This window comes from Sorangiineae bacterium MSr11367 (genome assembly GCA_037157805.1).
Classification (GTDB): domain Bacteria; phylum Myxococcota_A; class Polyangia; order Polyangiales; family Polyangiaceae; genus Pendulispora; species Pendulispora rubella.
In genome coordinates this window covers 7,497,550-7,520,577 of record CP089983.1, presented here as the reverse complement: position 1 = coordinate 7,520,577, position 23,028 = coordinate 7,497,550, and the positions used below count along the sequence as shown (strand labels likewise).

Annotated in this window: 20 protein-coding genes; 15 read left to right on the top strand and 5 right to left on the bottom strand. The window is 65.6% G+C overall.

Annotation, left to right across the window (positions count from 1 at the left end; all coding sequences use genetic code 11):
* Positions 1–43 precede the first annotated feature (43 nt).
* Complete coding sequence (locus tag LVJ94_29110; GenBank protein WXB00966.1) at positions 44–1,378, bottom strand: hypothetical protein; 1,335 nt, start codon at positions 1,376–1,378, stop codon at positions 44–46.
* 432 nt (positions 1,379–1,810) lie between these two features.
* Here LVJ94_29110 and LVJ94_29105 point away from each other — a divergent pair, with 432 nt between their 5' ends.
* From LVJ94_29105 to LVJ94_29090, 4 genes are all read left to right on the top strand, one after another.
* Positions 1,811–2,182 carry a YciI family protein gene (locus LVJ94_29105; GenBank protein ID WXB00965.1) on the top strand — a complete coding sequence of 124 codons (372 nt, stop codon included), beginning with the start codon at positions 1,811–1,813 and terminating at the stop codon, positions 2,180–2,182.
* Positions 2,179–3,459, top strand: coding sequence for an RNA polymerase sigma factor (locus LVJ94_29100; protein ID WXB00964.1), 1,281 nt, complete (start codon positions 2,179–2,181; stop codon positions 3,457–3,459). Before LVJ94_29105 ends, LVJ94_29100 begins: the two co-directional genes overlap by 4 nt.
* Before the next feature lie 132 nt (positions 3,460–3,591).
* Positions 3,592–4,029 (top strand): VOC family protein, encoded by a 438-nt coding sequence (locus LVJ94_29095; GenBank protein WXB00963.1) that lies wholly within the window; start codon positions 3,592–3,594, stop codon positions 4,027–4,029.
* A gap of 41 nt (positions 4,030–4,070) precedes the next feature.
* On the top strand, positions 4,071–5,102 hold the full coding sequence (locus LVJ94_29090) for an adenosine deaminase (protein ID WXB00962.1): 1,032 nt from the start codon (positions 4,071–4,073) through the stop codon (positions 5,100–5,102).
* A gap of 56 nt (positions 5,103–5,158) precedes the next feature.
* Here LVJ94_29090 and LVJ94_29085 read toward each other — a convergent pair whose 3' ends face one another.
* Entirely contained in the window at positions 5,159–6,349 is a 1,191-nt protein-coding gene (locus tag LVJ94_29085; protein WXB00961.1) for a hypothetical protein, read from the bottom strand.
* 279 nt (positions 6,350–6,628) lie between these two features.
* Between LVJ94_29085 and LVJ94_29080 the strand changes: the two genes are divergently transcribed.
* Positions 6,629–8,212 carry a family 10 glycosylhydrolase gene (locus LVJ94_29080; GenBank protein ID WXB00960.1) on the top strand — a complete coding sequence of 528 codons (1,584 nt, stop codon included), beginning with the start codon at positions 6,629–6,631 and terminating at the stop codon, positions 8,210–8,212.
* A gap of 418 nt (positions 8,213–8,630) precedes the next feature.
* On the opposite strand, the gene LVJ94_29075 is transcribed toward LVJ94_29080, so the two are convergent.
* Positions 8,631–9,518, bottom strand: a complete 888-nt coding sequence (locus tag LVJ94_29075) for an NAD(P)H-binding protein (GenBank protein WXB00959.1) — start codon at positions 9,516–9,518, stop codon at positions 8,631–8,633.
* A 109-nt stretch (positions 9,519–9,627) separates the two neighbouring features.
* Here LVJ94_29075 and LVJ94_29070 point away from each other — a divergent pair, with 109 nt between their 5' ends.
* The 5 genes from LVJ94_29070 to LVJ94_29050 all read left to right on the top strand — a co-directional run bounded on the left by LVJ94_29070 (position 9,628) and on the right by LVJ94_29050 (position 15,917).
* Complete coding sequence (locus tag LVJ94_29070; GenBank protein ID WXB00958.1) at positions 9,628–10,536, top strand: LysR family transcriptional regulator; 909 nt, start codon at positions 9,628–9,630, stop codon at positions 10,534–10,536.
* Between the two features lie 85 nt (positions 10,537–10,621).
* Positions 10,622–11,704: a glycoside hydrolase family 26 protein gene (locus tag LVJ94_29065; GenBank protein WXB00957.1), complete on the top strand. Its 1,083-nt coding sequence runs from the start codon at positions 10,622–10,624 to the stop codon at positions 11,702–11,704.
* 59 nt (positions 11,705–11,763) lie between these two features.
* The gene (locus LVJ94_29060) at positions 11,764–12,384 is read left to right on the top strand and encodes a helix-turn-helix domain-containing protein (GenBank protein ID WXB00956.1); all 621 of its coding nucleotides are present in this window, start codon (positions 11,764–11,766) and stop codon (positions 12,382–12,384) included.
* Positions 12,375–13,199, top strand: coding sequence for an SRPBCC domain-containing protein (locus LVJ94_29055; GenBank protein WXB00955.1), 825 nt, complete (start codon positions 12,375–12,377; stop codon positions 13,197–13,199). Before LVJ94_29060 ends, LVJ94_29055 begins: the two co-directional genes overlap by 10 nt.
* A 102-nt stretch (positions 13,200–13,301) precedes the next feature.
* Positions 13,302–15,917: a serine/threonine protein kinase gene (locus LVJ94_29050; protein ID WXB00954.1), complete on the top strand. Its 2,616-nt coding sequence runs from the start codon at positions 13,302–13,304 to the stop codon at positions 15,915–15,917.
* Here the strand turns inward: LVJ94_29050 and LVJ94_29045 are convergent.
* Positions 15,914–16,792: an NAD(P)-binding domain-containing protein gene (locus tag LVJ94_29045; protein WXB00953.1), complete on the bottom strand. Its 879-nt coding sequence runs from the start codon at positions 16,790–16,792 to the stop codon at positions 15,914–15,916. The genes LVJ94_29050 and LVJ94_29045 overlap by 4 nt on opposite strands.
* A gap of 177 nt (positions 16,793–16,969) precedes the next feature.
* Here LVJ94_29045 and LVJ94_29040 point away from each other — a divergent pair, with 177 nt between their 5' ends.
* The 5 genes from LVJ94_29040 (at position 16,970) to LVJ94_29020 (ending at position 22,376) form a co-directional block, all read left to right on the top strand.
* A complete protein-coding gene (locus LVJ94_29040; GenBank protein WXB00952.1) occupies positions 16,970–17,908 on the top strand; it encodes an alpha/beta hydrolase in 939 nt (312 codons plus the stop codon).
* Positions 17,909–17,998: 90 nt separating this feature from the next.
* Positions 17,999–18,352 carry a hypothetical protein gene (locus LVJ94_29035; GenBank protein ID WXB00951.1) on the top strand — a complete coding sequence of 118 codons (354 nt, stop codon included), beginning with the start codon at positions 17,999–18,001 and terminating at the stop codon, positions 18,350–18,352.
* Between the two features lie 78 nt (positions 18,353–18,430).
* Complete coding sequence (locus LVJ94_29030) at positions 18,431–18,904, top strand: hypothetical protein (protein WXB00950.1); 474 nt, start codon at positions 18,431–18,433, stop codon at positions 18,902–18,904.
* A gap of 147 nt (positions 18,905–19,051) precedes the next feature.
* A complete protein-coding gene (locus tag LVJ94_29025) occupies positions 19,052–21,661 on the top strand; it encodes a protein kinase (protein ID WXB00949.1) in 2,610 nt (869 codons plus the stop codon).
* Between the two features lie 4 nt (positions 21,662–21,665).
* Entirely contained in the window at positions 21,666–22,376 is a 711-nt protein-coding gene (locus LVJ94_29020; protein ID WXB00948.1) for a hypothetical protein, read from the top strand.
* Between the two features lies 1 nt (position 22,377).
* Here LVJ94_29020 and LVJ94_29015 read toward each other — a convergent pair whose 3' ends face one another.
* Positions 22,378–23,004, bottom strand: a complete 627-nt coding sequence (locus LVJ94_29015) for a hypothetical protein (protein WXB00947.1) — start codon at positions 23,002–23,004, stop codon at positions 22,378–22,380.
* Between the last annotated feature and the right edge of the window lie 24 nt (positions 23,005–23,028).

Here is a 23,028-nt window from a genome sequence, read left to right as displayed (position 1 = left end):
CGCTCGTGCACGAAGCGCAGCAACGTCCCCCCGAGACCGACTCTTAGTGGCCGAACTTCGTTTCGCCGACGGTCGACGACACGTTGTCCAGAATGCCCTTCATGAACGTTACGCGGCGCGGAATGTCCTTGTCCTTGAGGAAGGCGCTCACGCTCTCGGTGCCCGCGAGGGGATCCGTCGAGGGCCGCGTGGTCTGGTGGAAGGGGGAAATGTGAAGGAAGCCAAGCTGACCGCCCTCCGGAAACTGCGGGGCGGGGAAGCTCGCCTGTTCGGCATTGTGGCACCCGTTGCAAGTGCCCTTGGCGAAGGCGGAGCGGACGTCTTCCGGGTACGTTGTGCTATTGACGGAGGGGAATTCCCAACGCGTCCGCGCAAAGTCCTCCGAGGCGGTGTAACCGGCGAACTCGCCCAGATTGACCTTGCCTGCCAGCACCGCATCACGGTTGTCGAGCAGGAATTGTCCAAACGTGGCGTCTTTGACCCAAACGTCGCTCGCGGTGGCCTGCACCGGCGCAATGGTCAGCTTCCCGCCGACGATCTTGTACTCGCGCAGCTCCCAGATCTGGTTCGTGTCGTAGGGACCAGGCTCCCCACGGATCAAACCGGGGCCGCCGAGCGCGATTTCGTTCGTGCGCAGCTGATTGAGCGAATCCGGCCCATAGGTGGTCACGAACGCGTCCGTGATGAGCTGCAGCTCGTGGTTGTAGCCTTCGCCGAAGGGCAGGCTACCCAGCGCGTGCCACTTCTTGGCATTTTTCTGCCGCTGGGCATTGTCCTTCTCTGGCGTGGTGGGCTTGCCGGGGAGATGGAACTCGAAGATCACCGTCATCGAGAGTGGCGTGGCCGTCTGCGCATTGGCCGGATCGCCCAACTTGTCCGGATCGACCAGGCCGAAGACGAAGCGACCTTCGCCCATGTCGCCCAGGGTGGTGCCCTTGTCGATGCGGTTCGTGATGGCAATCAGCTTGAAAGGCGAATACCGCAGATCGAGCCGGCCGCTCCCATCGCGCTTCCACTTGGAAAGCAGCTCGTCCACACCCTTGCGATCGCGCAGGGGCAGGTTTTTCCCGGGAACGGCGGTGTCGTGGAATTGCTTCAACCAATGTTCGACGAACACGCCAGGGGCCATGCCGCTGTTGGAGGCCAGACGCTCCATGATCCAGCGAAAACCCCAGTGGCCGCCGGTCATGTTGTTCGTGCGGGACGGATCGTTCACCACGCTGGGGTGCACGATCATCAGCTCTTTGTACGGATCGATGGCGATGGCTGCGGCCTGTTCACTGAGCTCCTGGTCCGACCCGGGCGAAGATTGGTCGGGAGAGCTGCTACAGCCTGCTGCAATGGCGAGCGACAACGAAAGCAACAAGAGACGCTTCATCGGGATGGTTCTCCTCGGATGGGTGACGTGCCGCAAAAAAGTAGGAAGAAAGGCGGCGACGTAAGAAGGTCGGGAAAGAAATGGGCAGACAGGAGGGGCGGGAGCCGCCGCGAGCAGCTCCTGTCTAATTAGGATTTACGCGCAGGCAAGGAACATCCTTCCCTGTAATGCAAAATAGAAATTTAAATCGTATTTGGGCGCATTGTTGTGGGTAAGACACTGCGGCGTTTGCGCAATGTCATCCAATCCCGCCAGGGTATTCATCGGATGGCAAAGGAAGGAAGCTTCGGCGGACAGATGCCGGGCCGTAGGTAAATGTTCAACCCGGTGGCCGGCGATCACAGGATCGTACGGCTGAGGATCACTTTTTCGTCGGAAGGTTGTCGATCCGCGCCATCTTCGTTCGTCGTTACGGGAAAGACGAGGTTTCCCATGCTCTACGCCATTCTCTGCTACGACTCCGAAGAGGTCGTCGGTTCCTGGAGCCCGGACCAGGAGACGGCCACCATGGCGCGGCTCGCTGCTGTGCAGCAGACCCTGGCCGAAAAAGGAAAGCTCGGGCCCGTAGCCCGGCTGCTTCCGACCACCGCGGCGACCACCGTGCGCAAAGGCGCCAAGCCACTCGTCCTGGACGGACCGTTTGCGGAGACGAAGGAGCAGCTTCTCGGCTTTTACGTCGTGGATTGCGCCTCCCTGGAGGAGGCCATCGGGGTGGCTCGTGACCTGGGAAAAGCCAGCAGCAGCGAGGGCGCCTACGAAATCCGCCCGATAGCCGTCTTCAATCCAGGGAGCCGCCTCGCATGACCGACATCGCCTGGATCGATGCGGCGCTCACCTCCGCCCGCCCCCAGGCGATTGGCGCGCTGCTTCGGTATTTTCACGACCTCGACGCGGCCGAGGAGGCCTACCAGGAAGCGTGCCTGCGCGCCCTGAAGAACTGGCCGCGAAACGGTCCACCACGCGATGTCGTGGCCTGGCTCATTTTCGTCGGCCGCAACGTGGCCATCGACGCCGTGAGGCGCCGCGGCAGGCAGCAGCACCTGAAAGAGCTGTCCGACGAGGACGCGCTTTCGGATGTGGGCGACGTCGAGGAGGATCTGGCCGAGCGCCTCGACGGCGCGGATTACCGCGACGACATTTTGCGCCTGCTCTTCGTGTGCTGCCATCCGGAGCTGCCTGCCACGCAGCAAATTGCCTTGGCCTTGCGCGTCGTGTGCGGGCTCTCGGTCCTGCAGATCTCCCGCGCCTTTTTGGTGACCGAATCGGCCATGGAACAGCGCATCACGCGGGCAAAGGCTCGCATTGCCGCCGCGAACGTGCCCTTCGAGGCACCCGGCGCGCGCGAGCGCGAGGAGCGCCTCGAGGCGGTGGCCGCGGTGATTTACCTCATGTTCAACGAGGGCTACTCGGCCACCGGCGAGCACGTGGCGGCACGGGCGCCACTTTGCGACGAGGCGGTGCGCCTCGCGCGGCTGCTTTTGCGTCTCTTCCCGGGCGAGCCCGAGGTGCTCGGCCTCACGGCGCTCCTTCTCGTGCAGCACGCGCGTGCCGCGGCGCGGGTGGCGCCGGATGGCAGCATCGTGCTCCTCGAGGAGCAGGATCGCACCCAGTGGAACCGCACGTTGATCCTCGAGGGCCTCGCCCTGATCGAGAAGGCTTTGCGCCACCAGCGCCCCGGTCCGTACCAGATGCAGGCCGCCATCGCCTCGATGCACGCGCGCGCCGCGCGCATCGAGGACACCGATTGGGCGGAGATCGATCGCCTCTATTCCGTGCTGGAGAATCTGCAGCCTTCCCCGGTGGTCACCCTCAATCGGGCCGTGGCCGCGTCCAAAGTGCATGGCGCGGAGGCGGCACTCGCCATGGTCGAGCCGCTGGCACCACATCTTTCCAGTTATTTCTATTTCTTCGGGGTCAAGGGGTCGCTCCTCATGCAGCTCGGGCGCGACGCCGAAGCGCGCACGGCCTTTCGTCGCGCCATTGCGCTCGCCGCGACCGTACAAGAGGCGGCCCATATCCGGATGCACCTGGACCGGCTGCTGAAAGACGGCACAACGGGAGACATTCAGGGTTCCAAATAGCCCGAGGGACGTGCGAGAAAAAAATCGTCCGCGGGGGGACACATCGCTGTCGATCCGGCGACCCTTCGTTCGACGTCTAGACGTGAATGACGAGGCCCCGAAAGGTCGGGGCATTTCCAACTGGAGGAAGCCATGGCGATCAAGCAAATTACCCCGTACCTGTTCTTCAGCGGCACGGCGGACAAGGCTATCAAGCACTACGAGAAGGCCCTGGGGGCCAAGATCGAGGGCGGCGCGGTCATGCGGTTCGGTGACGTTCCGCCCGGTGGCGGCATGCCCCCGTGTCCGGCTGCGGACAAGGACCGCGTCATGCACGCGCTCCTTCACATCGGCGGTGGCCAAGTCATGATCAGCGACGTGCCCTCGGACAAGAAAGCCTCCACGGTGAGCAACGTCGAGGTCGTGCTCGACTTCGACGACGTGGCGGAGACCACCGCGAAGTTCGACGCCCTGGCCGCCGGTGGCGAGATCACGTCTCCGCTGCAGGACACCTTTTGGGGCGCCAAGTTCGGCACCCTGACGGACGCCTACGGCATCCGCTGGATGTTCAACTGCACGCTGAAAAAGTAGTGACATCCGTCTCGTTCATACTAACATGCGTATGAACGAAAATGACAGATCTCACCACGTTCATCGCAGGGCTACCGAAGGCCGAGCTGCACGTGCACCACGTCGGCTCGGCATCGCCGCAAATCGTCGCCAAACTGGCCGCGCGCCACCCGGATTCGCGGGTGCCGAAGGATCCGGAAGCGCTGGCGAAGTACTTCGTGTTTCGCGACTTTGCCCATTTCGTCGAGATTTACCTCTCGGTGGTGGACCTCATTCGCGATCCGGAGGACGTGCGCATCCTCACGTACGAAATCGCGCGTGAGATGGCGCGGCAAAACATCCGCTACGCGGAGCTGACCATCACGCCGTACAGCTCCGTCACCCGTGGCATCCCTGCGAAGCCCTTCGTCGAAGCCATCGACGATGCACGCCGGTCCGCGCGCACGGAACTGGGTGTTGCGCTCAATTGGTGTTTCGACATTCCGGGTGAGGCAGGCATCCCCGCCGCGGAAGAGACGTTGCGCATCGCCTTGAATTGCAAGTCCGATGGCCTGGTGTCCTTCGGCTTGGGCGGCCCGGAGATTGGCGTGCCGCGCCAGCAGTTCAAACCGTATTTCGAGCAAGCCATCGCCGCCGGACTGCACAGCGTGCCCCATGCCGGCGAGAGCACCGGCCCGCAAACGATTTGGGATTCCCTCGTCGATTTGCGGGCCGAGCGCATCGGTCACGGCATCAGCGCGACGCAGGACCCGCGCTTACTGCGGCACCTCGTCGAGCACCGCATCCCGCTCGAGGTATGCCCCACCTCGAACATCGCCACCCGCTCGGCGCCGAGCTTGGAGGCGCATCCCATCAAAGACTTGGTGGCCGCCGGTGTGTGGGTCACCATCAACAGCGACGACCCGCCCATGTTCGGTACGGATCTGAATACCGAATACGCCATCGCCGCGCGCCTTCTGAACCTGGACGAATCCGGCATTGCCAAGCTGGCCAAGAACGCCGTCGATGCGTCCTTCATGGACGCCGCAGCGAAAGCGGCGATCCATGCGGAGATTGATGCGTATGTGACGCGAGGATGCGACCATCCAAGGTGATCAGGCCCGTGGGGGGGCCACAGATGGATCGCCGATCCATGCTGGCGCTCCACGCTTTACGGCATGGCGCTCAGCGGTAGTCCAAAGAGGGCGCGGCCGCCGGGGCCCGTGGGTTCGGTGCGGGACCATTCGGTGACGGACCACACGATGCCCGTTTCGGGCCAATAGGTGAGGGCCTCGGGGTGCAGGGACCAGCATGCGTTGCTCGACCCGCAGGGCAGCACCGTGCCGCGGGTGCCGTCGGGGGTAAAGCGCCAGAGTTGGCCGTGGCTGGTCGCGGAGCTGTGGGCAAGGTAGAAGCGGCCGCCGTAGGAGAGGATACCTTGCTGGTTGCCCACGGCGCTTGCGTACACCTTGCCTGCGGTGGGGGTGGCGGTGTTGGGCAATCGATAATCGGTCCCGAAGGAATAGCGAATCAGTCGTCCCCGCTTGGTTTGGTCGCTGAAGTACTCGGCGGCGACCAAGCTGTCGGGGCTCGTGCTGCGGTCGAGGGATATCGACGAGAAGCACGGAATGTCCCGATCGCTGTCCATGCTGCAGTTGGCCTCATACGCGTACTCGCCAATCTGCGGCATGACGTATTGGTAACCATAGGCTGCCCAGCCATCGCTCACCTTGCCGATGTCCGCCGCCGCCGACGTCGTTTGCAAAATGTGGTTCATGCTGAAGACGCGCAGAGCGACTTTGCCATTGCCCACGGCGTTGACGATCAATTTGTCGCCGTACCAAATCATGCCGCCGATATGCGTTTTCGCGGCGGAGAAATCCGAGCCGGAGGCATTGGGCAGCACCAGGTACACCCAGCGATACGCCGGCGCGGCTGGATTCGTGTAGTCGATGAAGGCCACGCGCGCGTCGTTGGAACGGGCCGGCGCGCTATCGTGGTTGAAGTGCCACCCCGATAGGATGGCGCGTTTGGCTCCCCAGGAGCCGTCGTCGTCGGCGTCCCCGGAGGTGGTGATGCCCTGCGGATGCCAGGCGAGCGTGGTGGCGTCGCCCTCGTCGAAACACCACTTCACCGTGGCGGCAGGCGTGATGGGCAGTGCGGCCAGTTCTTCGGCATTGCATGCGGTCATCGCGTGGTTTGCACTATCGAGCACCGTGGCCACGCCCACGTTGGGCAACGCCTTGTCCAGCGCCTCGATGGCCGCGGCGGGTGTAGCTTTCCACGTGAGCGACATCCTCGCGGCGCTCACCTGGACCAGGGGATCGGCATACGCGGCGTGTGCTGGCGTGGTTGGCGTCATTGCGCACGCCATGGCAACTGCAACAACGAAGGTGCTTCGTCTGCCCATGTCCCTGTCCTCCATGTCCCCGAACAAAGAGAGTCCGAAAAAGCGTCCAAGAGTGAGAACGTAAGCTTCCCACGCAGCCGATTGGCGCAGGGGGCGTTCTTCCGTTCACGAGAGAGTTAGCCGCGGCATGCTTGCAGTGCCAAAGAAAAGTGCACTCGGCAAAACGATAAATGCATCCCAATGTCGAAATCGCTGGCACGTGGCTCGTACTGGCGGTTCTCTATGCCGCTTATGAGACTACGATCCTGCGTCGCTTGCTTTCTCGGTGTCCTGGTCACAGCATCGGCGGCGGGTGCTGCGCCATCCGTCTCCCCGGCCGCCAAAGAAACGCAATGCACGACGAATCCGGCCACGCCCAAGCGCCAAATGCGCGCGGCGTGGATCGCCAGCGTCGTGAACATCGATTGGCCGAGCCGCAAAGGCCTCCCTGCCGCGGAGCAGCAAGCCGAATACCGCAAGCTGCTGGACGATCTCAAAGCGAAAAATTTCAATGCGGTCATCGTCCAGATTCGGCCAACGGCGGATGCGTTCTGGCCATCGCCCTACGAGCCGTGGTCCGAATGGCTCACCGGTGAGCAAGGCCGCGATCCTGGTTACGATCCGCTGGCCTTCGCGATCGAGGAAGCCCACGCGCGCAACCTGGAGTTCCACGCCTGGTTCAATCCCTACCGGGTGAGCATGCAGAACGACCCCGCGAAGCTGGTGCCCAGCCACCCCGCGCGCCAGCATCCGGATTGGACCTTCGCCTACGGCCCCAAGTTGTATTACGACCCCGGCCACCCCGCGGCGCGCACGTTCGTGGAGAACGCCATCATGCACGCCGTTGACCATTACGACATCGACGGCGTGCACTTCGACGACTACTTCTACCCGTACCCCATCACCGGCAAGGCCGTGCCCGACGATGCGACATATGCCCAATACGGGGCGGCCTATCCGAACGTCCACGATTGGCGGCGCGCCAACATCAATCGCCTCATCGAGGACATGGACGCGCAGATTCACTTTGCCAAGCCGTGGGTCAAATTTGGAATTAGTCCTTTCGGGATCTGGCAGAACAAATCGTCCGATCCGCGCGGCTCCGAGACGGGCGGCTTCGAATCGTACAGCGGCATTTATGCCGACTCGTTCAAGTGGGTCAAAGAGGGCTGGGTCGATTACATCAACCCGCAGATCTATTGGAACATTGGCCTTCCCGTGGCCGACTATTCCAAGCTCGTGCCCTGGTGGGCACAGGTCGTGGGGGGCACCGGGGTCCATTTGTACGTGGGGCAGTCCACGTACAAGATTGGCACCTCGGGTGCCTGGCTCGATCCGGAGGAGATGAGCCGGCACCTCACGTTCAACCGCGCCTATGCCGACGTTCAGGGCGATGTGCACTTCAGCGCCAAAGACGTCCTCGCGGATCGGCTCGGTGCCGTTTCGAAGGTGGTGCAGGCGCACCACTCCCGTCCAGCACTGTTGCCGCTCAAAGCCGACCTTGGAGGAAGCGCGCCGCGTATGCCGATCATCGTGCAGGCGAAGCGGGGCACCGGCGGCGTGGAATTGACGGTTCGCCCGGTGGACCTGGGCGGCTCGGCCGCGACCACGTCGGTGGCGATCTACCGATTCGACGGCATCGATCTGCCAGGCGCTTGCGGCTTTGCCGACGCGTCGCACCTGCTCGGAACCGCCCGCACCAAGGCGGGCGAGAATGCAGCGGCCCATTTCGTCGATGCCACCGCGCAGCCGGGAACGATGTACACGTATTACGCCACGGCGTTGGATCGTCTCCAACACGAGGGCCCGGCCAGCCCTCCGCGCATCGTGCGCTAGTGCGCCTAGGAATGGAGCGCTAGGAATGGAGCGCCGGCATCTTGCCGGCGGTCCGCCGGCCTCTGGCCGGCTGTATGCACTCGTGCCTAGCCGCCTGGAAGGCGGCGCACCGCCGGCTGGAAGGCGGCGCTCCATGTACGATCGGCCTCCCCTCTGCGTCCGGGGGCATTCGCGATTCGCGATTCGCGATTCGCGAATTGCGAATCCATAGCGACCCTCCCCGCCGGCTCGGGGGGCTCCGTGCGGCCCGCCCCTGCGGGCGCGGAATGCCATGCGGAGGGGGCGCGTGCGAGGACGCGGGGAAGCATGGCATGAGCACCCGCTTTGGGGCGGGCAGCAGCGCGAAATGAGGACATGGAGAGCACCGGAGAGCGCTGCCGGGTGGGGCAGCATCTCTTCTTCTCATCCGTGCGCGCAATTAGCTCCAGATGCCGGTCGCGGCGGCTTTGCGGGCGAAGTCTGCGAAGTCGCGCGGCTTGCGTCCGAGGGCGCGTTCGACGCCGTCGCTCAGGTGCGCGTTGTGGCCGTCGAGGACGAAGAGGAAAAGGTCGGTGAGGAAGGTCACCTGGTCGGGCGGGAAGAACTCGGCGAGCACCTTGGCGTACTCCTCGCCGGACACCGGGACGTATTGAATCGGGCGGCCCGCGGCGCGAGACATCTCCGCTGCGGCCTCGGCGAAGGTGAGCAAGCGCGGTCCGGTGAGCTCGTACAGCTTGCCCGAATGGGCATCGTCGGTGAGGGCGGCGACGGCCACGTCGGCGATGTCGTCCACATCGATGAAGGGCTCCGCGCAGTTGCCGGCAGGAAAGGCGATTTCGCCGCTGCGCACGGCGTCGAGCAGTTGCCCCTCGCTGAAGTTTTGATTGAACCAAGAGCACCGCAGAATGGTGAACTTGGCCCCCGATTCGCGAACCGCTTTTTCGCTCGGCCAGCATTGCGGCTCGCCGCGGCCGGACAAGAGGACGATGCGGGTGACCCCGCACTCGACGGCCTTCTTGCTGAAGGCTCGGATGTGTTGGGGCGCCCGCGGATCGCAGAGATCCGGGAAGTACGTCAGGTACACGGCGTCGATGCCGCGCAGCGCCGGTGCCCAGGTGCTCTCGTCCTCCCAATCGAACTTCGTCGCGCCCGCGCCCGACGAGCGTGAGGCAATGCGAACGGGAATGCCTTTCGCCTCCAGGCCTTGTGCCACGCGGCGCCCCGTTTTGCCGGTGCCTCCGACGATCAAGGTCGTCGGCGACGTCGTTTGAGCCGCAGCGGAAGGAGCGGAAGAAGCAGAACCAGTCGTCTCGTGGATTGTATTCATGGTGATCTCTCTTTCGTAATTGGCGTCGGTGTTTCGTTTCGACACCGGAGAGAATGCATCGTGCGCGTATGCATCGCCACGCCCAATATTTCATGGTATCGATGCATATATGCAACGAACGCCGCCACCGCGCGAAACGCTCCACTGGGACGACGTAAAGCTCTTCCTCGCGCTCTGCCGCGCGCGGACGGTGGGGCAAGCGGCCGAGGCCCTCGGTGTGGATGCCTCCACGGTTTCGCGGCGTCTGGCCACCTTGGAGGAGGCCCTTTCGGCGACGCTCTTCGATCGCGGGCGTGATGGCATCGCCGCGACGGAGGCGGCCGAATCGCTCATGCCCGTCGCGGAGGAAATGGAGGCGGTGATGGCCCGCTTTGCCAGCGCAGCGGAGGGCCTCGAGCGCGAAGTGGCCGGTCTCGTCCGCATCACGTGCCCGCCCGACGTGGCCGACGTCGTCGTGGCGCCGATCCTCGGTGAGCTTACCGCCCGCCATCCCGGCTTGCGCATCGCCTTGGATCCCGGCGAGGCCGTGGTCGACCTCACGCGGCGCGAGGCCGATCTCGCGCTGCGCACCGTCCGGCCTGCACGCGGCGATCTCGTGGTGACGAAAGTGACGACCGCCCGCTGGCTCGCCGTGGCCGCCCCCAAGGTGGCGCGCTCCCTCGGCACCTTGCGCGCGTGGGCCGACGCACCCTGGATCAGTTGGGGCGAACGCCTTGCCAACATGGCTGCCGCCCGCTGGCTGGCCAAGTACGCGCGCGGTGTCGATCCCGTGGTTCGTTCCGACAGCCTCACCGTCCAACTCTCCGTCGTCGGCGCCGGCGTGGGCGTGGCCCTTTTGCCCGAGCCCAGCATCGCGCACTACGGCCTGGTCCCGGTGAAGCTCGCGCCCGAACTGCAAGAGGACGCGGCCGCATGGCCGGCCGACGACTTGTACCTCGTCACCCACCGCGCCCTCCGCGATGTCCCGCGTGTGCGCGCGGTGTGGGACCTTTTGCTCGAACGCGGACGCACCCTGTAGGCAGCACGGCTGGCGGCGTTGGACGGCTTTATTGGCGTGCTTTGACTGGTGGTTCGCGCGCCAACCCCGTAGTCCTTGCGGCCTCATGAACCGCCGCCCCACGTTCGCCACCTGGCTGCTCGCCCTCGCTCTGAGTGCTTGCAGCGCTCGAGCCCCCGCCCCGGATCCCTCCCAGGAAAACGTCGCACGCGTCGGCACGACGCCGCGCGAGCGCCTGCTCACGTGGATCCGATCGCTGTCCAGCCGGACCGAGAACCGCGTCCTCATCGGCCAAGAGATCTCCTCGTGGAGCGCAGACACCTACGACGAATTCGTCGTGGGCCTGGAGCGCAAAACCGGGGAGCGGCCCGCCATCGTGGGATTCAGCCTTCTCGAGCCGGGCGACTACGATGCGCGCGGCATCGATTGCCTGATCGACCATCACCAGCGCGGTGGCCTCGTGACGGTGAGCACGCATTGGACGCACCCGTGGAACGATTACCCGGAGAGCGGCAAGTACTACGTCAAGGATGCCAATGCGCGGAAACCCAACTTGCGTGCACTCCTCAACAATGCACCCGACAGCGCGCCCAAGAGCAAATATTGGGCGCAGGTGCACGACCTGGAAGCGGTCCTTCAGCGCCTGAAGGATGCAGGGGCCGTCGTCCTGTTTCGACCCTTTCACGAGATGAATGGAACGTGGTTCTGGTGGGGGCACGACGTGAACACGGAGAAGACCGCGTTGGTGGAGCTCTGGCAAGATCTCCACACGTACCTCGCGCGGTTCGACAATTTGCTTTGGGTCTATTCGCCCGCGACCAGCTGGAATGCTGCGATTCGCCATTATTATCCCGGGGTGGACTATGTCGATATCGCCGGCTTCGACCTGTATGCCGATGACTTGGTTCCCTATCAGCCCGGTCATCGGCCCGACGACGACGACTGGGCCGAGACACGGAAGCTCGCCCACCCAGGCGGCCTCGCAGAGTTCGGACCCGGCGGCGATCGATTTCCGAACGGAGCGCACACGCTGATCGATCGGCTCAACGATACGTACAAAACGGCCGTGTTCGCGCACTCGTGGACGAGCTGGGCCGAGGGCCAGCAGCGTGCCCTCGTGGAGCAGCCGGACATCGATTGGGCCCTCGATCAGCCGCCGATTCTGACCCTGCGGGAAGTGGCCTGGTAGCTCTCCGGTACCGACCCAAGGTGCCTTGACAAAAATATTTGTCAAGGCATCCTAGGGCCATGGTCGACGTCGAAGTCATTCACGATCCGGCGGTGGCAGCCGTGGCGTTGGAGCCGATGCGCAGCCGGCTTCTGGCGGAGCTTTCGGAGCCCGCGTCGGCGGCCGCGCTCTCGACGCGGGTCGGGCTTGCGCGCCAAAAGGTGAACTACCATCTGCGCGCGCTCGAAGCGCACGGCTTGGTGCGCGTGGCGGAGAAGCGGCAGTGGGGCGGGCTTACCGAGCGGCTCTTGGTGGCGACGGCGTCGTCGTACGTCGTCTCGCCGAAGGCCATGGGGCCCGCCGCGGTCGATCCCGAGCGCGCGACCACCGATCGCCTTTCGGCCAGCTACCTCATTGCCCTCGCCGCCCGCGTCGTGCGCGAGGTGGGGGACATGGTCGTGCGCGCGCGGGAGGCCGGTAAGCGCATGCCGTCCCTCTCCATCGACACGCAGATCCGATTTCGGTCGGCGGCGGAGCGCGCGAGCTTCACCAGCGAACTGACGCGGGCGGTGACCACGCTCGCTGCCCGTTACCACGATGAAACCGCGCCGGGAGGGAGGCCATACCGATTCGTCGTCATGGCGCACCCGACGCCCCACGCCGAAAAGCCCCACGCCGAAAAGGAGGAAGCATGCCCGTAAAGAAAGATCCGTCCGGTCGCCGCTACGTCGAGGCCGAGGCCGAAGTTCCTGGTACCCCCGAACAAGTCTGGGACGCCATTGCCACGGGGCCGGGCATTTCCTCGTGGTTCGTGCCCACGCAGGTCGAGGAGCGCGAGGGCGGCACCGTCACCTCGCAATTCGGCGTCGGCGATTCGGTGGCCAACGTCACCGAATGGAACCCTCCGCATCGGTTCGTCGCCACCAGCCCAGACCTCGGCGAACATGCTGCCACGGTCGCCACCGAATGGGTCGTCGAAGCGCGCGACGGCGGCACCTGCGTCGTGCGCGTGGTGCACAGTTGGTTCGCCGACACCGACCAATGGGACAAGGATTTCGAGGGCCACGAGCACGGCTGGCGCGAGTTCTTCCGCATCCTGCGCCTGTACCTCACGCACTTCCGCGGCCACTACGGGGCGATTCTTCAAGTGCTTCCCGTGCTGCCCGAACCCAAGGACACCGCGTGGGCGGCCTTGATGTCGCGTCTCGGCTTGCCCCGCGCGCCCGAGGTGGGGCAGCGCATCGCCTCCTCGAACGGTGCGCCCGCATTCGCCGGCGTCGTGGAACATGTCGGCGAGGGCGCTTACCCGGAGTCCTTGTTCGTTCGCCTCGATGCACCGGCCCCGGGGCTGGCGCACCTCTTTGCCATGGCCATGGGCGGGCAGGTCTTCCTGATTGTCCGGCTCTACCTTTTCGGCGACAAACCGGCCGCGTTGGTGGCGCGGGAAGAGCCTGCATGGAAGGCTCACCTCGCTTCCATGGCGGAGGCCGTCAAGGACGGAAAAGTGCAAAAATAGGCCAATTTGCGCCCGACCGGTGGCGCTCACGGATGTCGCGATGTATCTAACCATCCGGTCGGAATGGTAAACTCTAGGTTTACAACTGCTCACTCCGTGGACATGACCGACATGGATGGGCCCGTCGTGCTGGGGCTCTTTGCCAACCGCTTCCAAATGGAGCGGGAGGCGGGGCTCGGGGGCATGGGGGTCGTCTATCGCGCGATCGATTGCCAAGGCGGTCGCGCGGTCGCCCTCAAGGTGCTGCGCAAGTCGGATCCCACCGCCATCCGGCGCTTCGAGCGTGAGGCGGAGGCGCTGGGCCAGCTCCATCATCCGGGCATCGTGCGCTACTTCGCCCACGGGCACTCGGAGGAGGGCGAACCGTACCTCGCCATGGAGTGGATCGAGGGCGAGAGCCTCAGCGTTCGCATCGCGCGCGCCCTCGTCGCGGGAAGGCCGCTCGGTGTGCGCGAGGTCGTTGCGCTCGGGCATGCGTTGGCCGACGCCCTCGCCGCCGCGCACGCACGGGGCATCGTTCATCGCGATGTGAAGCCGAGCAACATTCTCCTGGTGGACGGCCGCCTCGAGGAGCCGAAGCTCGCCGATTTCGGCATCGTGCGCGCCGATTCCGCCGGCTCGATGACCACGTCGGGCGTGGTCATCGGCACCGTGGGTTACATGGCCCCGGAGCAAGCGCGCGGCGCGGACGATCTCGATGGGCGCGCCGATCTGTTCTCGCTCGGGTGCGTGCTCTATCGATGCCTCACCAACGCGGAGGTCTTCGAGGGCACCGGCGCCGTCATGGTGCTGGCGAAGCTGCTCCTCCACGATGCGCCCCGCGTGTCGGACCATCGCGCCGACGTGCCCTCTGCCCTGGATGACGTGATCGCGTGCCTCCTGGCGAAAAATCCCGACGACAGGCCGCCCACCGCCACGGCGGTGAAAGAGGAGCTCGCGCGCATCGCCCTGTCGCTCGACGGCGGAAGTCCCCACGATGGACTCTCCGTCACCCGGCGGGAGAAGCTCCGGCGTGGGTGGCGTTTTCGCCCGGTCGCGTGGCTGGGGCTCGCGGCGACCGTTCTCTCGGCAGGTCTTCTCTCGCGCGGTACGACGTCGCGCCGCACCGCCGAGGCCAATTCGCCGGTGCAGGTTGCGGGGACGCCGGTGACCGCACTGCCGATCTCTCCATCGTGCACGCCCGTGGCCGCCGCTCTGTACCGTCGCGGCTTGCAGGCGATACGCCAGACGGACTGGCCGCAGGCCGATCGCCTCTTCGAGGAGGCGAGCCACGCCGATCCATCCTGTCCCCAGGTTTATCTTCAGCGCCTCATCGTCTCCGAGGGGGCTCTCTCGAGAAAGCAGCAGCGCGAGCTTCTCGCGCGTGCGGTCGGCTACCGCGATGCGCTGAGCGAACGCGATCGGCTTCTTCTCGACGTGTCGACCGCCGTCGTCGGGCCGGATGCAGCCCGTGAGAAAGAGGCTTACCAACTTCTCGATCAGGCGGCCCGGCGGTTTCCAGGCGACGCGCAGATCCTCATGCTGGCGTCCATGCGCGCGCCGAACATCGGGCCGGGGCGCGCGGAGTTGGAGCTGGCCCTCGAGCGCGCAGCGGCGGCCATCGCGATCGACCCTGCTTACGCGGACGCCGTCCAATCGCGCGCCCGCATCTTGGCGCGGCTTGGTCGCTCCGACGAGGAGCTTGCGGCGCTCGATCAATGCCTGGAGATCGCCCCGGGTGCGGTCGGTTGCATGGGCACCCGGCTTGCGGCCCTCAAGCGTCGCGGGCAGTGCGCCGACGCCGTCGAGCAGGCACGGAACTGGACGTCGTGGGCCCCGGACGACACGCAGGCGTATCGCCAGCTCGCCATGAGTTTGGCGGCCGTGCGAAGCCCGCGCGAGACCGTGCTGGAAGCTCTGCGCCTGCGTTGGGAACGACTTCCCGCCGAGCGAAGGCCATCCTGGGAGCTGTTCGAGCGCGCCCGGTTGGCGGTGTGGCAGGGCGATTTCGACGAGGGGGCGCGTCTCGCCAACGAGCTCGAACGCCACGTTGCGTCCTCGCCGTCGAGCGAGTCGCATTTTCGCGCCGCGATGATCAACATCTCCATCGCGCAGGAAGTCGGCGACGATGCGCGTGCGGGGCGGCTCGCGGAGCAGGCCATGAACAAGATGGCCATCTGGGTCGGCTCCGAGCCCAACAACGGCGCGACGTTCCGACAGGAGCCGCTTCTGTTTGCGGCCGCACTGCGCGGCAATCGCCTCTCGGGGCCGCAGTGGCAGGAGACCGGGGACGCGTGGGAAGGAAAGAGCCAATCGCGCTTGGATCCCTTCGAACGGTGGCTTCTGCGATGGGGGCCCGCCGTGGGCGCGGGCATGGGTGCGCAGGAGGCCATGGAGCGCATGCCGCCGACCGACGTTCAATCGAGCGTGCGCTCGATGTTCGAGAACCTGGGGGTGCTCGAGTCCCACGAGGGGTGGATCCGCCTCGAGGCGGGCGATGCCCCCGCGGCCGTCCCCCTTTTGGAGAACGCGGCGCGAGCCTGTCAGAGTCTCGATTATCCGTTCGTCAACGTGCGCGCCCATCTCGGGTTGGCGCGAGCCAAAGAGAAGATGGGCGACAAGACGGGGGCCTGCGCCGCGTACCGCGTGGTGATCGATCAATGGGGGGCCTCGAAGCCGCCCTCGGTGACCGCCCGCGAGGCGAAGCAGCGCAGCATGGCGCTGGGCTGTGGGCGCTAGCGCTTCTTGATGTACTCCATGAGGCGGGCCAAGTCGTCCGTGCCATGGCCATCGGCGACGGCGCGATCGAGGAGGCCCTTGATGTACTTGACCGGCACGGGATCGACCCCGCGCGCCTCGTGGGCTTCGATGAAGTGCGTCAGTCCCGTGGCCTGCATTTCCAGCGTGGCCTCGGCGCCGCGGTAATCGCGTTCATCGGCCTGGCGGCCCATTTCCGGTAAAAAGTTGGCCATGGCGCCGAGCCACTTGGTCACGTACGGCGTGAACGTCTTCGCCGTGACCCCGTCCGCACCGACCAGGGCGAGCGAATTGAAGTAGCCCGCGATGGTCGCGTACATGATGCCGAGCAGACCGATGTCGTAGAGGAGCGCGCTCCCCGGATCCTCCGCGACGAGGACGCTGCCGCCGCCCATGACCGCGAGGGTCGCGCGGTGCTTGTCGAAGAGGGCGCGAGCTCCCGCATAGAGGAGCAGCGTTTCCGCCTGGCCGATGCCCGGGGGCGTCGACATGATCGCGCCGTCGAGGTAATCGATGCCGCGCTCGGCGGCCCATTTGGCCATGGCACGCGCCTGCTCGGGCTGGCCCGACGTGAGGTTCACGAGCAGCTTGCCCGCGAGCGCCCCGGCCAACGGTTCGACGACGGCGCGCGTCGTGGCGTAGTCGAGCACACAGATGATGGCGATGTTGCTCGCCGCCACCGCCTCGGCGGGCGTTTCGGCACGGCGTGCGCCCTCGGCGACGAGGTCGTCGCCTTTGCGGGCCGTCCGATTCCAGATGGTGGTCGGGTGGCCCTTCGCGAGGTAGGCGCCGGCGAGGGCGGTGCCCATGAGGCCCAAGCCGAGGATGGTGACCGCTGCGTTCGATGATTTGCTCAAGGGATCCTCCAATCGAGGAGGTGTTTACGGTCCCGCGCCCGCCCTGGCGCGCACGGAAGGACGGCCCGAGAACACGATCGGACGCGGATTATTTGTCGAACGACAAAGAATGGCCTTGAAGGGTGGGGTGCCTGGGCCTAGTAATTGTTGGTCGATTGACAAACAATTGGAGGCGGTATGAAAGGTCGATGGTTGGTTGCCGGCTGCGGGCTCGCGTTGGCGCTGCAGTTGGGATGCGGATCGCGGGTGGAGAGCCCCGTGCAAAAGCTAGGGGGTGGTTTCGAGGAAGGCGTGAGCGACGTGGAGGGCATCCGCGTGCACCACGTGCAGGGCGGCAAGGGGCCGACGGTGCTCTTGATTCCGGGGTACTTTCAGACCTGGTACGCGTGGCGTGACGTGATGCCAGCCCTGGTGCGCGCAGGCTTTCACGTGGTGGCGGTGGATCCCCGCGGCATGGGCGAATCGAGCCGGCCGGCAAACGGCTACGACACCGGGCGCGTGGCGGCCGATCTTCATGGGCTGATGCGCCAGCTGGGGCACGAGCGCTACGCCGTGGTGGGGCACGACGTCGGCTCTTGGATTGCCTACGCGCTGGCGGGGGATCACCCGGAGGTGGTGGAGCGGCTGGCGCTGATCGAGGGCATTTTGCCGGGCCTGCTCGGGCCGAGCGACGTGTTCATGCCGGACAAGGAGAGTGTGGCCTTCTGGCACTTCATGTTCAACCGGCAGCCGGAGCTGCCCGAGCTTCTCATCGCGGGGCGCGAGCGCACGTACCTGGGGTGGCTTTTCGACCATTGGTCCTACAAGCGCGACGCGATTGCGTTGGACGTCTACGCGAAGACGTACGCCGAGCCTGGGGCCGTCTCGGCGCAGCTTGCGTACTACCGGGCCTTTCCCGAGACGATGGCGCAGAATCAGAAGCGTGCGACGCAGAAGCTCGGGATGCCGGTGCTGGCGCTCGGGGGCGACCACGCCAAGGGCAACAAACAGCTGGCGATGGTGCAGCCGCTCGGGACCGACGTCCGGGGCGGGGTGCTTCCGGATTGCGGCCACTTTGCGCCGGAGGAGTGCTCCGGGGCGCTGACCGAGCAGGTGTTGTCTTTTTTAAGGCAATGAAATCGCGTAGTTAGCGGGTTTTTGAAAAAAATGCGTTCGCCGTGTCGATCCGGCGGGGGCTCGTTCGTCGCTTGGACAGAGGACACGACGATGCGAACCATCATTCAGCTCGGCAGCAGCAACGGAAACGACGAAACGGGGAACGTTCCGGTGTCTGGCTGCAAGACCAGCAAGATGGCGTACGACGCGATGGTGGAGCGGCTGGACAGGCTCGCCGTCGTGGTCGAGTGCCTCGAGTCGGTGGAGCGCAGCGGCGACAAGGCGAACGGCGGGTGGCCGTTCTTTCAGGTGCCCTGCAGCGCCCCCGCCCCGTCGACGCCGCGCAGAGGGAGCGCGTCGCGAGCCTCTCACATGGCGAGCCCCCGGCGGCGCCGGCGCGAGAGCGAAGAGACGCGCGCCGCGGTGCAGAATGCGACGGCGGGGTTCGTCGGCGCCTTCATGTGAGAAATTCGTCCGGGGCGCTCATTCGGCGCCGTGGCGGTTCGCGTAGATGTCCGCGGAGGCCACGAAATGAAGCTCCCCATGAAATGCATCTTGTTCGCCGGTATCGCTCTGTGTGCACTACCCCTTCAGGCCAAAGAGGAGGAAGGGCGGCCCAAGTGCTTCAACGTGCGCGGGCATCTCGAAGAGCATCGCCAAACCGAGGGGTGCAAACCGCCCCACAAATCGTGTTTCCGCGGGGTGCTCGAAGGCGACCACGGATTCCATGCGACCACGTACTTCAAGGCCGATAGCGGTGTGCCCGGACCGGAGACCTCACCCGGTTCGACCGCATACAGCGGGGCCTTCGAGTACACGACGGCACGCGGCACCATCGAGGCGCGCGAGACCGGTGTGAATGCTCCCGCCGATCCCGAGCAACTCGCCGTCACGGCGTACCAGAAGATCACGACGGGGACCGGTGTCTTCGCCGGTGCCACGGGGCACTTCTTCGTCAGCGGCTTCGTCACCGACGCGGGCGTGGTCACGGAGGTGACGGGGCGGGTGTGTTGGTGAGAGGGTTTAGGGTTTAGGGTTTAGGGTTTAGGGGGGAGAGCAGAGAGGGGGGGTTAGGGGAAGAGGTTGGGGATTTGAGAGATGCGGGGGGGAGGGCGTGTAGTCTCTCTCCTACTAAACCCTAAACCCTAAACCCTTTCTCCAACCATGACCGTACCCGAAGCACGTCTCGTCGAGTTGCTGCGCGAGCCCGCTGCGCGGGAGGTGGTCGGCGATCGGTTTCGCCTCGAGTGCGAGGCGGGCATCGGTGGCATGGGCATCGTGTACCGGGCGGTGGACGAAACTTCGGGGGCGGTGGTGGCGCTCAAGGTGCTGCGCAAGACGGATGCAGCCTCGCGGCGGCGGTTTGGCAACGAGGTGGAGGCGCTCGAGCGCCTTTCGCATCCGGCGATCGTGCGCTACGTGGCCCACGGGATCGTCGACGACGATCAGCCGTATTTGGCCATGGAGTGGGTCGAGGGGCAAACGCTGAGCGGGCGGCTCGAGGCGGGGCCGCTCGCGGTGGCGGAGGTGATGGCGCTCGGGGTGCGGGTGGCGTCGGCGCTTGGTGCGGCGCACGCGATGGGGATTGTCCATCGCGACATCAAGCCGGGCAACGTGCTCCTGCCGGAGGGCGATCTGGAGCGGGCCAAGGTGGCGGACTTCGGGCTGTCGCGGTTTCTCGGAGCGCCCCATGCAACGACGTCGGGGGCGGGCTTCGGCACGCCGGGCTATGCGGCGCCCGAGCAGGTGCGCGGGGGCGATGTGGACGGTCGGGCCGACCTGTTTTCGCTCGGGTGCCTGCTGTTCCGCTGCCTGACCAATGCCGAAGCCTTCACCGGAGCCGAGGTGCTCACGGTGATCGCAAAACTGGTGCTCGAAGACGCGCCGCGTGCCAGGTCGCTTCGCGCGGACGTGCCCGAGGCGCTGGACGATCTGATCGCGAGGCTGCTTTCGAAAGACGCAAGGGATCGACCGGCGTCGGCGGACGAGGTGATCGAGGCTCTTCGAGAAGGCGCTCTTCGAAGGAGAGAGCCACGAAAGAGCGAGCCTCGGACGAGAAATTTCCTCTGGGGATCGATGGCCGCCGCCATGGCGCTCGCGGCGGGATTGGTTCTGAGCGGGCAGCGCCCGGCGCCTGCACCGGAAAAGCCGAAGGCGACGCGGGTGACCGATCTCGTTGCCTCGGCAACGTGCCGGCCGGATGCCGTATTGGACTTTCGCGAGGGCCTGCAAGCGCTGCGCGAAGCAACGCCGGAGCGCGCGTACAAGGCGTTCGAGCACGCCATGGCCAAGGACCCGGCGTGCCCGGAGGTCCTCCTTCGCGTCCTGCAGACCGGGCGATGGATGCGGCCCATCGCCGAGCAGCGCGAACACCTGCACCGCGTGCTCGTGCACCGTGATGCGCTGGCCGAGCGCGATCGCGTGCTGCTCGATTCCCTTGCGGCGACCATGGCATCGGATCCCGCGGACTTCGAGGCCGCCTCGCGCATCTTGAACGACGGCGCCGCGCGCTTTCCCGAGGACGTCGAACTCGTCCACCTCGCGGTCAACGCCAAGGTCCTCCTCGTCAAGACCGTGCAGCAGATCCAACCGGTGCTCGCCTCCGCACGGCGCGCCGTCGAACTCGACCCGGACTACGCCGATGCGTGGATGGTCCTCGGGTGGACGTACGAGCGCACCGGCCAAGTCGGTGAAGAGGCCAACGCCTACGCGCACTGCGCCCAAACCTCACCCACGTCCGTCGAATGCCTCGCCAGCCGCGTCGTTCTGTTGCGCCGTCGCGGCCTCTGCCAGGAGGCGGAATCCCTCACGCGGCAATGGATTGCGCGCGACCCCCATTCGGATCGCTCGTTGCGCGAGCTGGCTGCGCTCGTGGCCGCCGGCGGCGCCCCGCGCGAGTCCATCGAGGAAACGATGCGCATGCGCTGGGCGCACCTTCCCGAAGAGCGGCGCGAGGTGGTCCGCTTGCACGACCGCGCCAAGCTCGCCGCCTGGACGGGTGACTTTCGCGAAGCCATCGCCCTGGGCGAAGAGCTGGAACGCCACATCGCCGACGATGCGCACATCGAAGCCCACCTGCGGGCCCTGCGCATTCGCCTCGATGCGCTGCTCGAAACCGGCAAGGCCGACGAAGCCGCGCGGCTCGCCGAAGGCTTCCTCCGCCGCAAAGTCGCCTGGACCAACAGCCCCTTGAGCAGCGATCGCACCGAGACGGGCGCGTCGTACTACGAGCCCAATCTGCTGGGCATCGCCGTGGCGAACGGCCTCCTGCCGCCCGACGAATGGCGCACGGCGGCGGGCGCGTGGGAGCATCGAGCGCAGACCACGAGCTCCTTGATGAAGATGAACCCGTTCGAAACATGGACCTTGCGCTGGGGAAGCGCCCTCGGCGGAACGCACATCGATGCCGCGGAGGCGATGAAGAGCATGCCCGTGCTGCCGGCCGACGACCCCATCTTGCCGACGCTCATCGCCTTTCACGCGGGGCTTCTCCAAGCCTACGAAGGACGTCTCCGCCTCGCATCGGGCGATACCTCGCGCGCGGCATCGCTCCTCGACGATGCGGCGCGAAGTTGCCAAGGCACCGATCAACCTTTTCTCAACACACGGGCGCACCTCTGGCTGGGGCAAGCCCACGAGAAACTGGGCCGCGCGCGCGCCGCGTGCGAAGCCTACGGTGTGGTGATGCGGCGGTGGGGGGCATCGACGCCGGGCTCGGTCTCCGCGGCCGAGGCTGCGAAACGAAGCCGCGCCCTGGGATGTGTGCCACTATAGAACGATGGGTGGGTTTCCCACGACACGCGCCTCGGCCATCCTTGGCCTGCACAGCCCCGATCCCAACGTACGTTCGCGCTCCCTCGGTCAATTGACCCGGCTGTACTGGCGGCCGGTCTACAAGCACGTGCGCCTTCGCTGGCGAAAGACACCCGACGAAGCGCAGGAAGTCGCGCAGGAGTTTTTCCTCCATTCCATCGATGCGGGCACGTTTCAGGCCTACGAACCCGGCCGCGCGCTCTTCCGTACCTTCTTGCGCGTGTGCCTCGATCGCTTCGTGGTCGATCTCGCCCGGCGCAGGCTCTCCAAGAAACGCGGGCAGGGGATCGCGCCCGTGTCGCTGGATGTCGAAACGCTCGAAAACGAAATTCGCCGCGATGGTCCCGACGCCTCGGACCCCGAGCGCCTCTTCGAGGAAGAGTGGGTCAAAAGCTTGGTGGCCATTGCCGTGGAGTCGCTTCGCGTGGCCTGCAACGAGAAAGGCAAGGAAGAGCATTTTCGCGTGTTCGAGCGCTGGTATTTGGGCAGCCGCAGCGATACCACGTATGCCACGATTGCCGCCGAGCTGCACCTCTCCGCCAGCACGGTGATGAATCGCCTCGCCTACGCGCGTCGCGAGTTTCGCGCCATCGTGCTCGAAGTGCTGCGCGACCTCACCAGCAGCGAACAGGAGCTGCGCGCCGAGGCCCAGACGGTCCTGGGCATCGAGCTTTAGATTACTTCGGTACGCTCCACGTAATCAGATATGTGCAGCTGTCCGCCCCTTTTTTGCGGCATGGCGCCAAGTCGTCATGGGCCACGGTGACCTTGGGCTCGAAGCGGCGAGCCATGGCGGCCAAAATGCCATGGTCGAAATCGCAAGGGTACGGATTCTCGCACACGGAGATGATCTTCTTCTCACCCGGGACAGGCCGGTAACCGTAGTGACCGATGCCGTTGTCGATCAGACGGGTTTTGGGATCGAACATGACCTTGCCCGCTTTGCGGTGGTTCATGTGGTACGCGATGTCGATGGACTCCACGCCCGTGTAGATGTCGTGGATGGAGGGCGGGAACTTGGCCACCTCGGGGATGCAAAGACCGATGCGGTAAAGGCTGTGCGTGCCGACGTCGCGCCCGATGGCTTCGAAGGTGGCAAGCCAGTTTTCCTGCGGAAACCACGCGTTGCGATCGATGATGTCCGGCCAGGGCTGCTTGCCCTCGGCCGGTAGCGGGCCTTTGACGAAGCCGTAGCGGGAGAGATATTTCAACGCGACGGACGGAAACAGCTGAAAACCTTGGAGGGTGGCGGCGACCGCGTGGCCGCTGATTTCGATACCGCGCTCGAAGGCCTTGTATTGCATGCGTGCCCCTTCATTATACCGACT

Bases quoted from the DNA above. Each gene is read 5' to 3' on its own strand.
- LVJ94_29030 (WXB00950.1), top strand. From the start codon at position 18,431: ATGAAATGCATCTTGTTCGCCGGTATCGCTCTGTGTGCACTACCCCTT.
- LVJ94_29110 (WXB00966.1), bottom strand. From the start codon at position 1,378: ATGAAGCGTCTCTTGTTGCTTTCGTTGTCGCTCGCCATTGCAGCAGGC.
- LVJ94_29060 (WXB00956.1), top strand. From the start codon at position 11,764: ATGGTCGACGTCGAAGTCATTCACGATCCGGCGGTGGCAGCCGTGGCG.
- LVJ94_29035 (WXB00951.1), top strand. From the start codon at position 17,999: ATGCGAACCATCATTCAGCTCGGCAGCAGCAACGGAAACGACGAAACG.
- LVJ94_29105 (WXB00965.1), top strand. From the start codon at position 1,811: ATGCTCTACGCCATTCTCTGCTACGACTCCGAAGAGGTCGTCGGTTCC.
- LVJ94_29055 (WXB00955.1), top strand. From the start codon at position 12,375: ATGCCCGTAAAGAAAGATCCGTCCGGTCGCCGCTACGTCGAGGCCGAG.
- LVJ94_29020 (WXB00948.1), top strand. From the start codon at position 21,666: ATGGGTGGGTTTCCCACGACACGCGCCTCGGCCATCCTTGGCCTGCAC.
- LVJ94_29015 (WXB00947.1), bottom strand. From the start codon at position 23,004: ATGCAATACAAGGCCTTCGAGCGCGGTATCGAAATCAGCGGCCACGCG.
- LVJ94_29095 (WXB00963.1), top strand. From the start codon at position 3,592: ATGGCGATCAAGCAAATTACCCCGTACCTGTTCTTCAGCGGCACGGCG.
- LVJ94_29080 (WXB00960.1), top strand. From the start codon at position 6,629: ATGAGACTACGATCCTGCGTCGCTTGCTTTCTCGGTGTCCTGGTCACA.
- LVJ94_29025 (WXB00949.1), top strand. From the start codon at position 19,052: ATGACCGTACCCGAAGCACGTCTCGTCGAGTTGCTGCGCGAGCCCGCT.
- LVJ94_29100 (WXB00964.1), top strand. From the start codon at position 2,179: ATGACCGACATCGCCTGGATCGATGCGGCGCTCACCTCCGCCCGCCCC.
- LVJ94_29050 (WXB00954.1), top strand. From the start codon at position 13,302: ATGACCGACATGGATGGGCCCGTCGTGCTGGGGCTCTTTGCCAACCGC.
- LVJ94_29040 (WXB00952.1), top strand. From the start codon at position 16,970: ATGAAAGGTCGATGGTTGGTTGCCGGCTGCGGGCTCGCGTTGGCGCTG.
- LVJ94_29070 (WXB00958.1), top strand. From the start codon at position 9,628: ATGCAACGAACGCCGCCACCGCGCGAAACGCTCCACTGGGACGACGTA.
- LVJ94_29065 (WXB00957.1), top strand. From the start codon at position 10,622: ATGAACCGCCGCCCCACGTTCGCCACCTGGCTGCTCGCCCTCGCTCTG.
- LVJ94_29090 (WXB00962.1), top strand. From the start codon at position 4,071: ATGACAGATCTCACCACGTTCATCGCAGGGCTACCGAAGGCCGAGCTG.
- LVJ94_29085 (WXB00961.1), bottom strand. From the start codon at position 6,349: ATGACGCCAACCACGCCAGCACACGCCGCGTATGCCGATCCCCTGGTC.
- LVJ94_29075 (WXB00959.1), bottom strand. From the start codon at position 9,518: ATGAATACAATCCACGAGACGACTGGTTCTGCTTCTTCCGCTCCTTCC.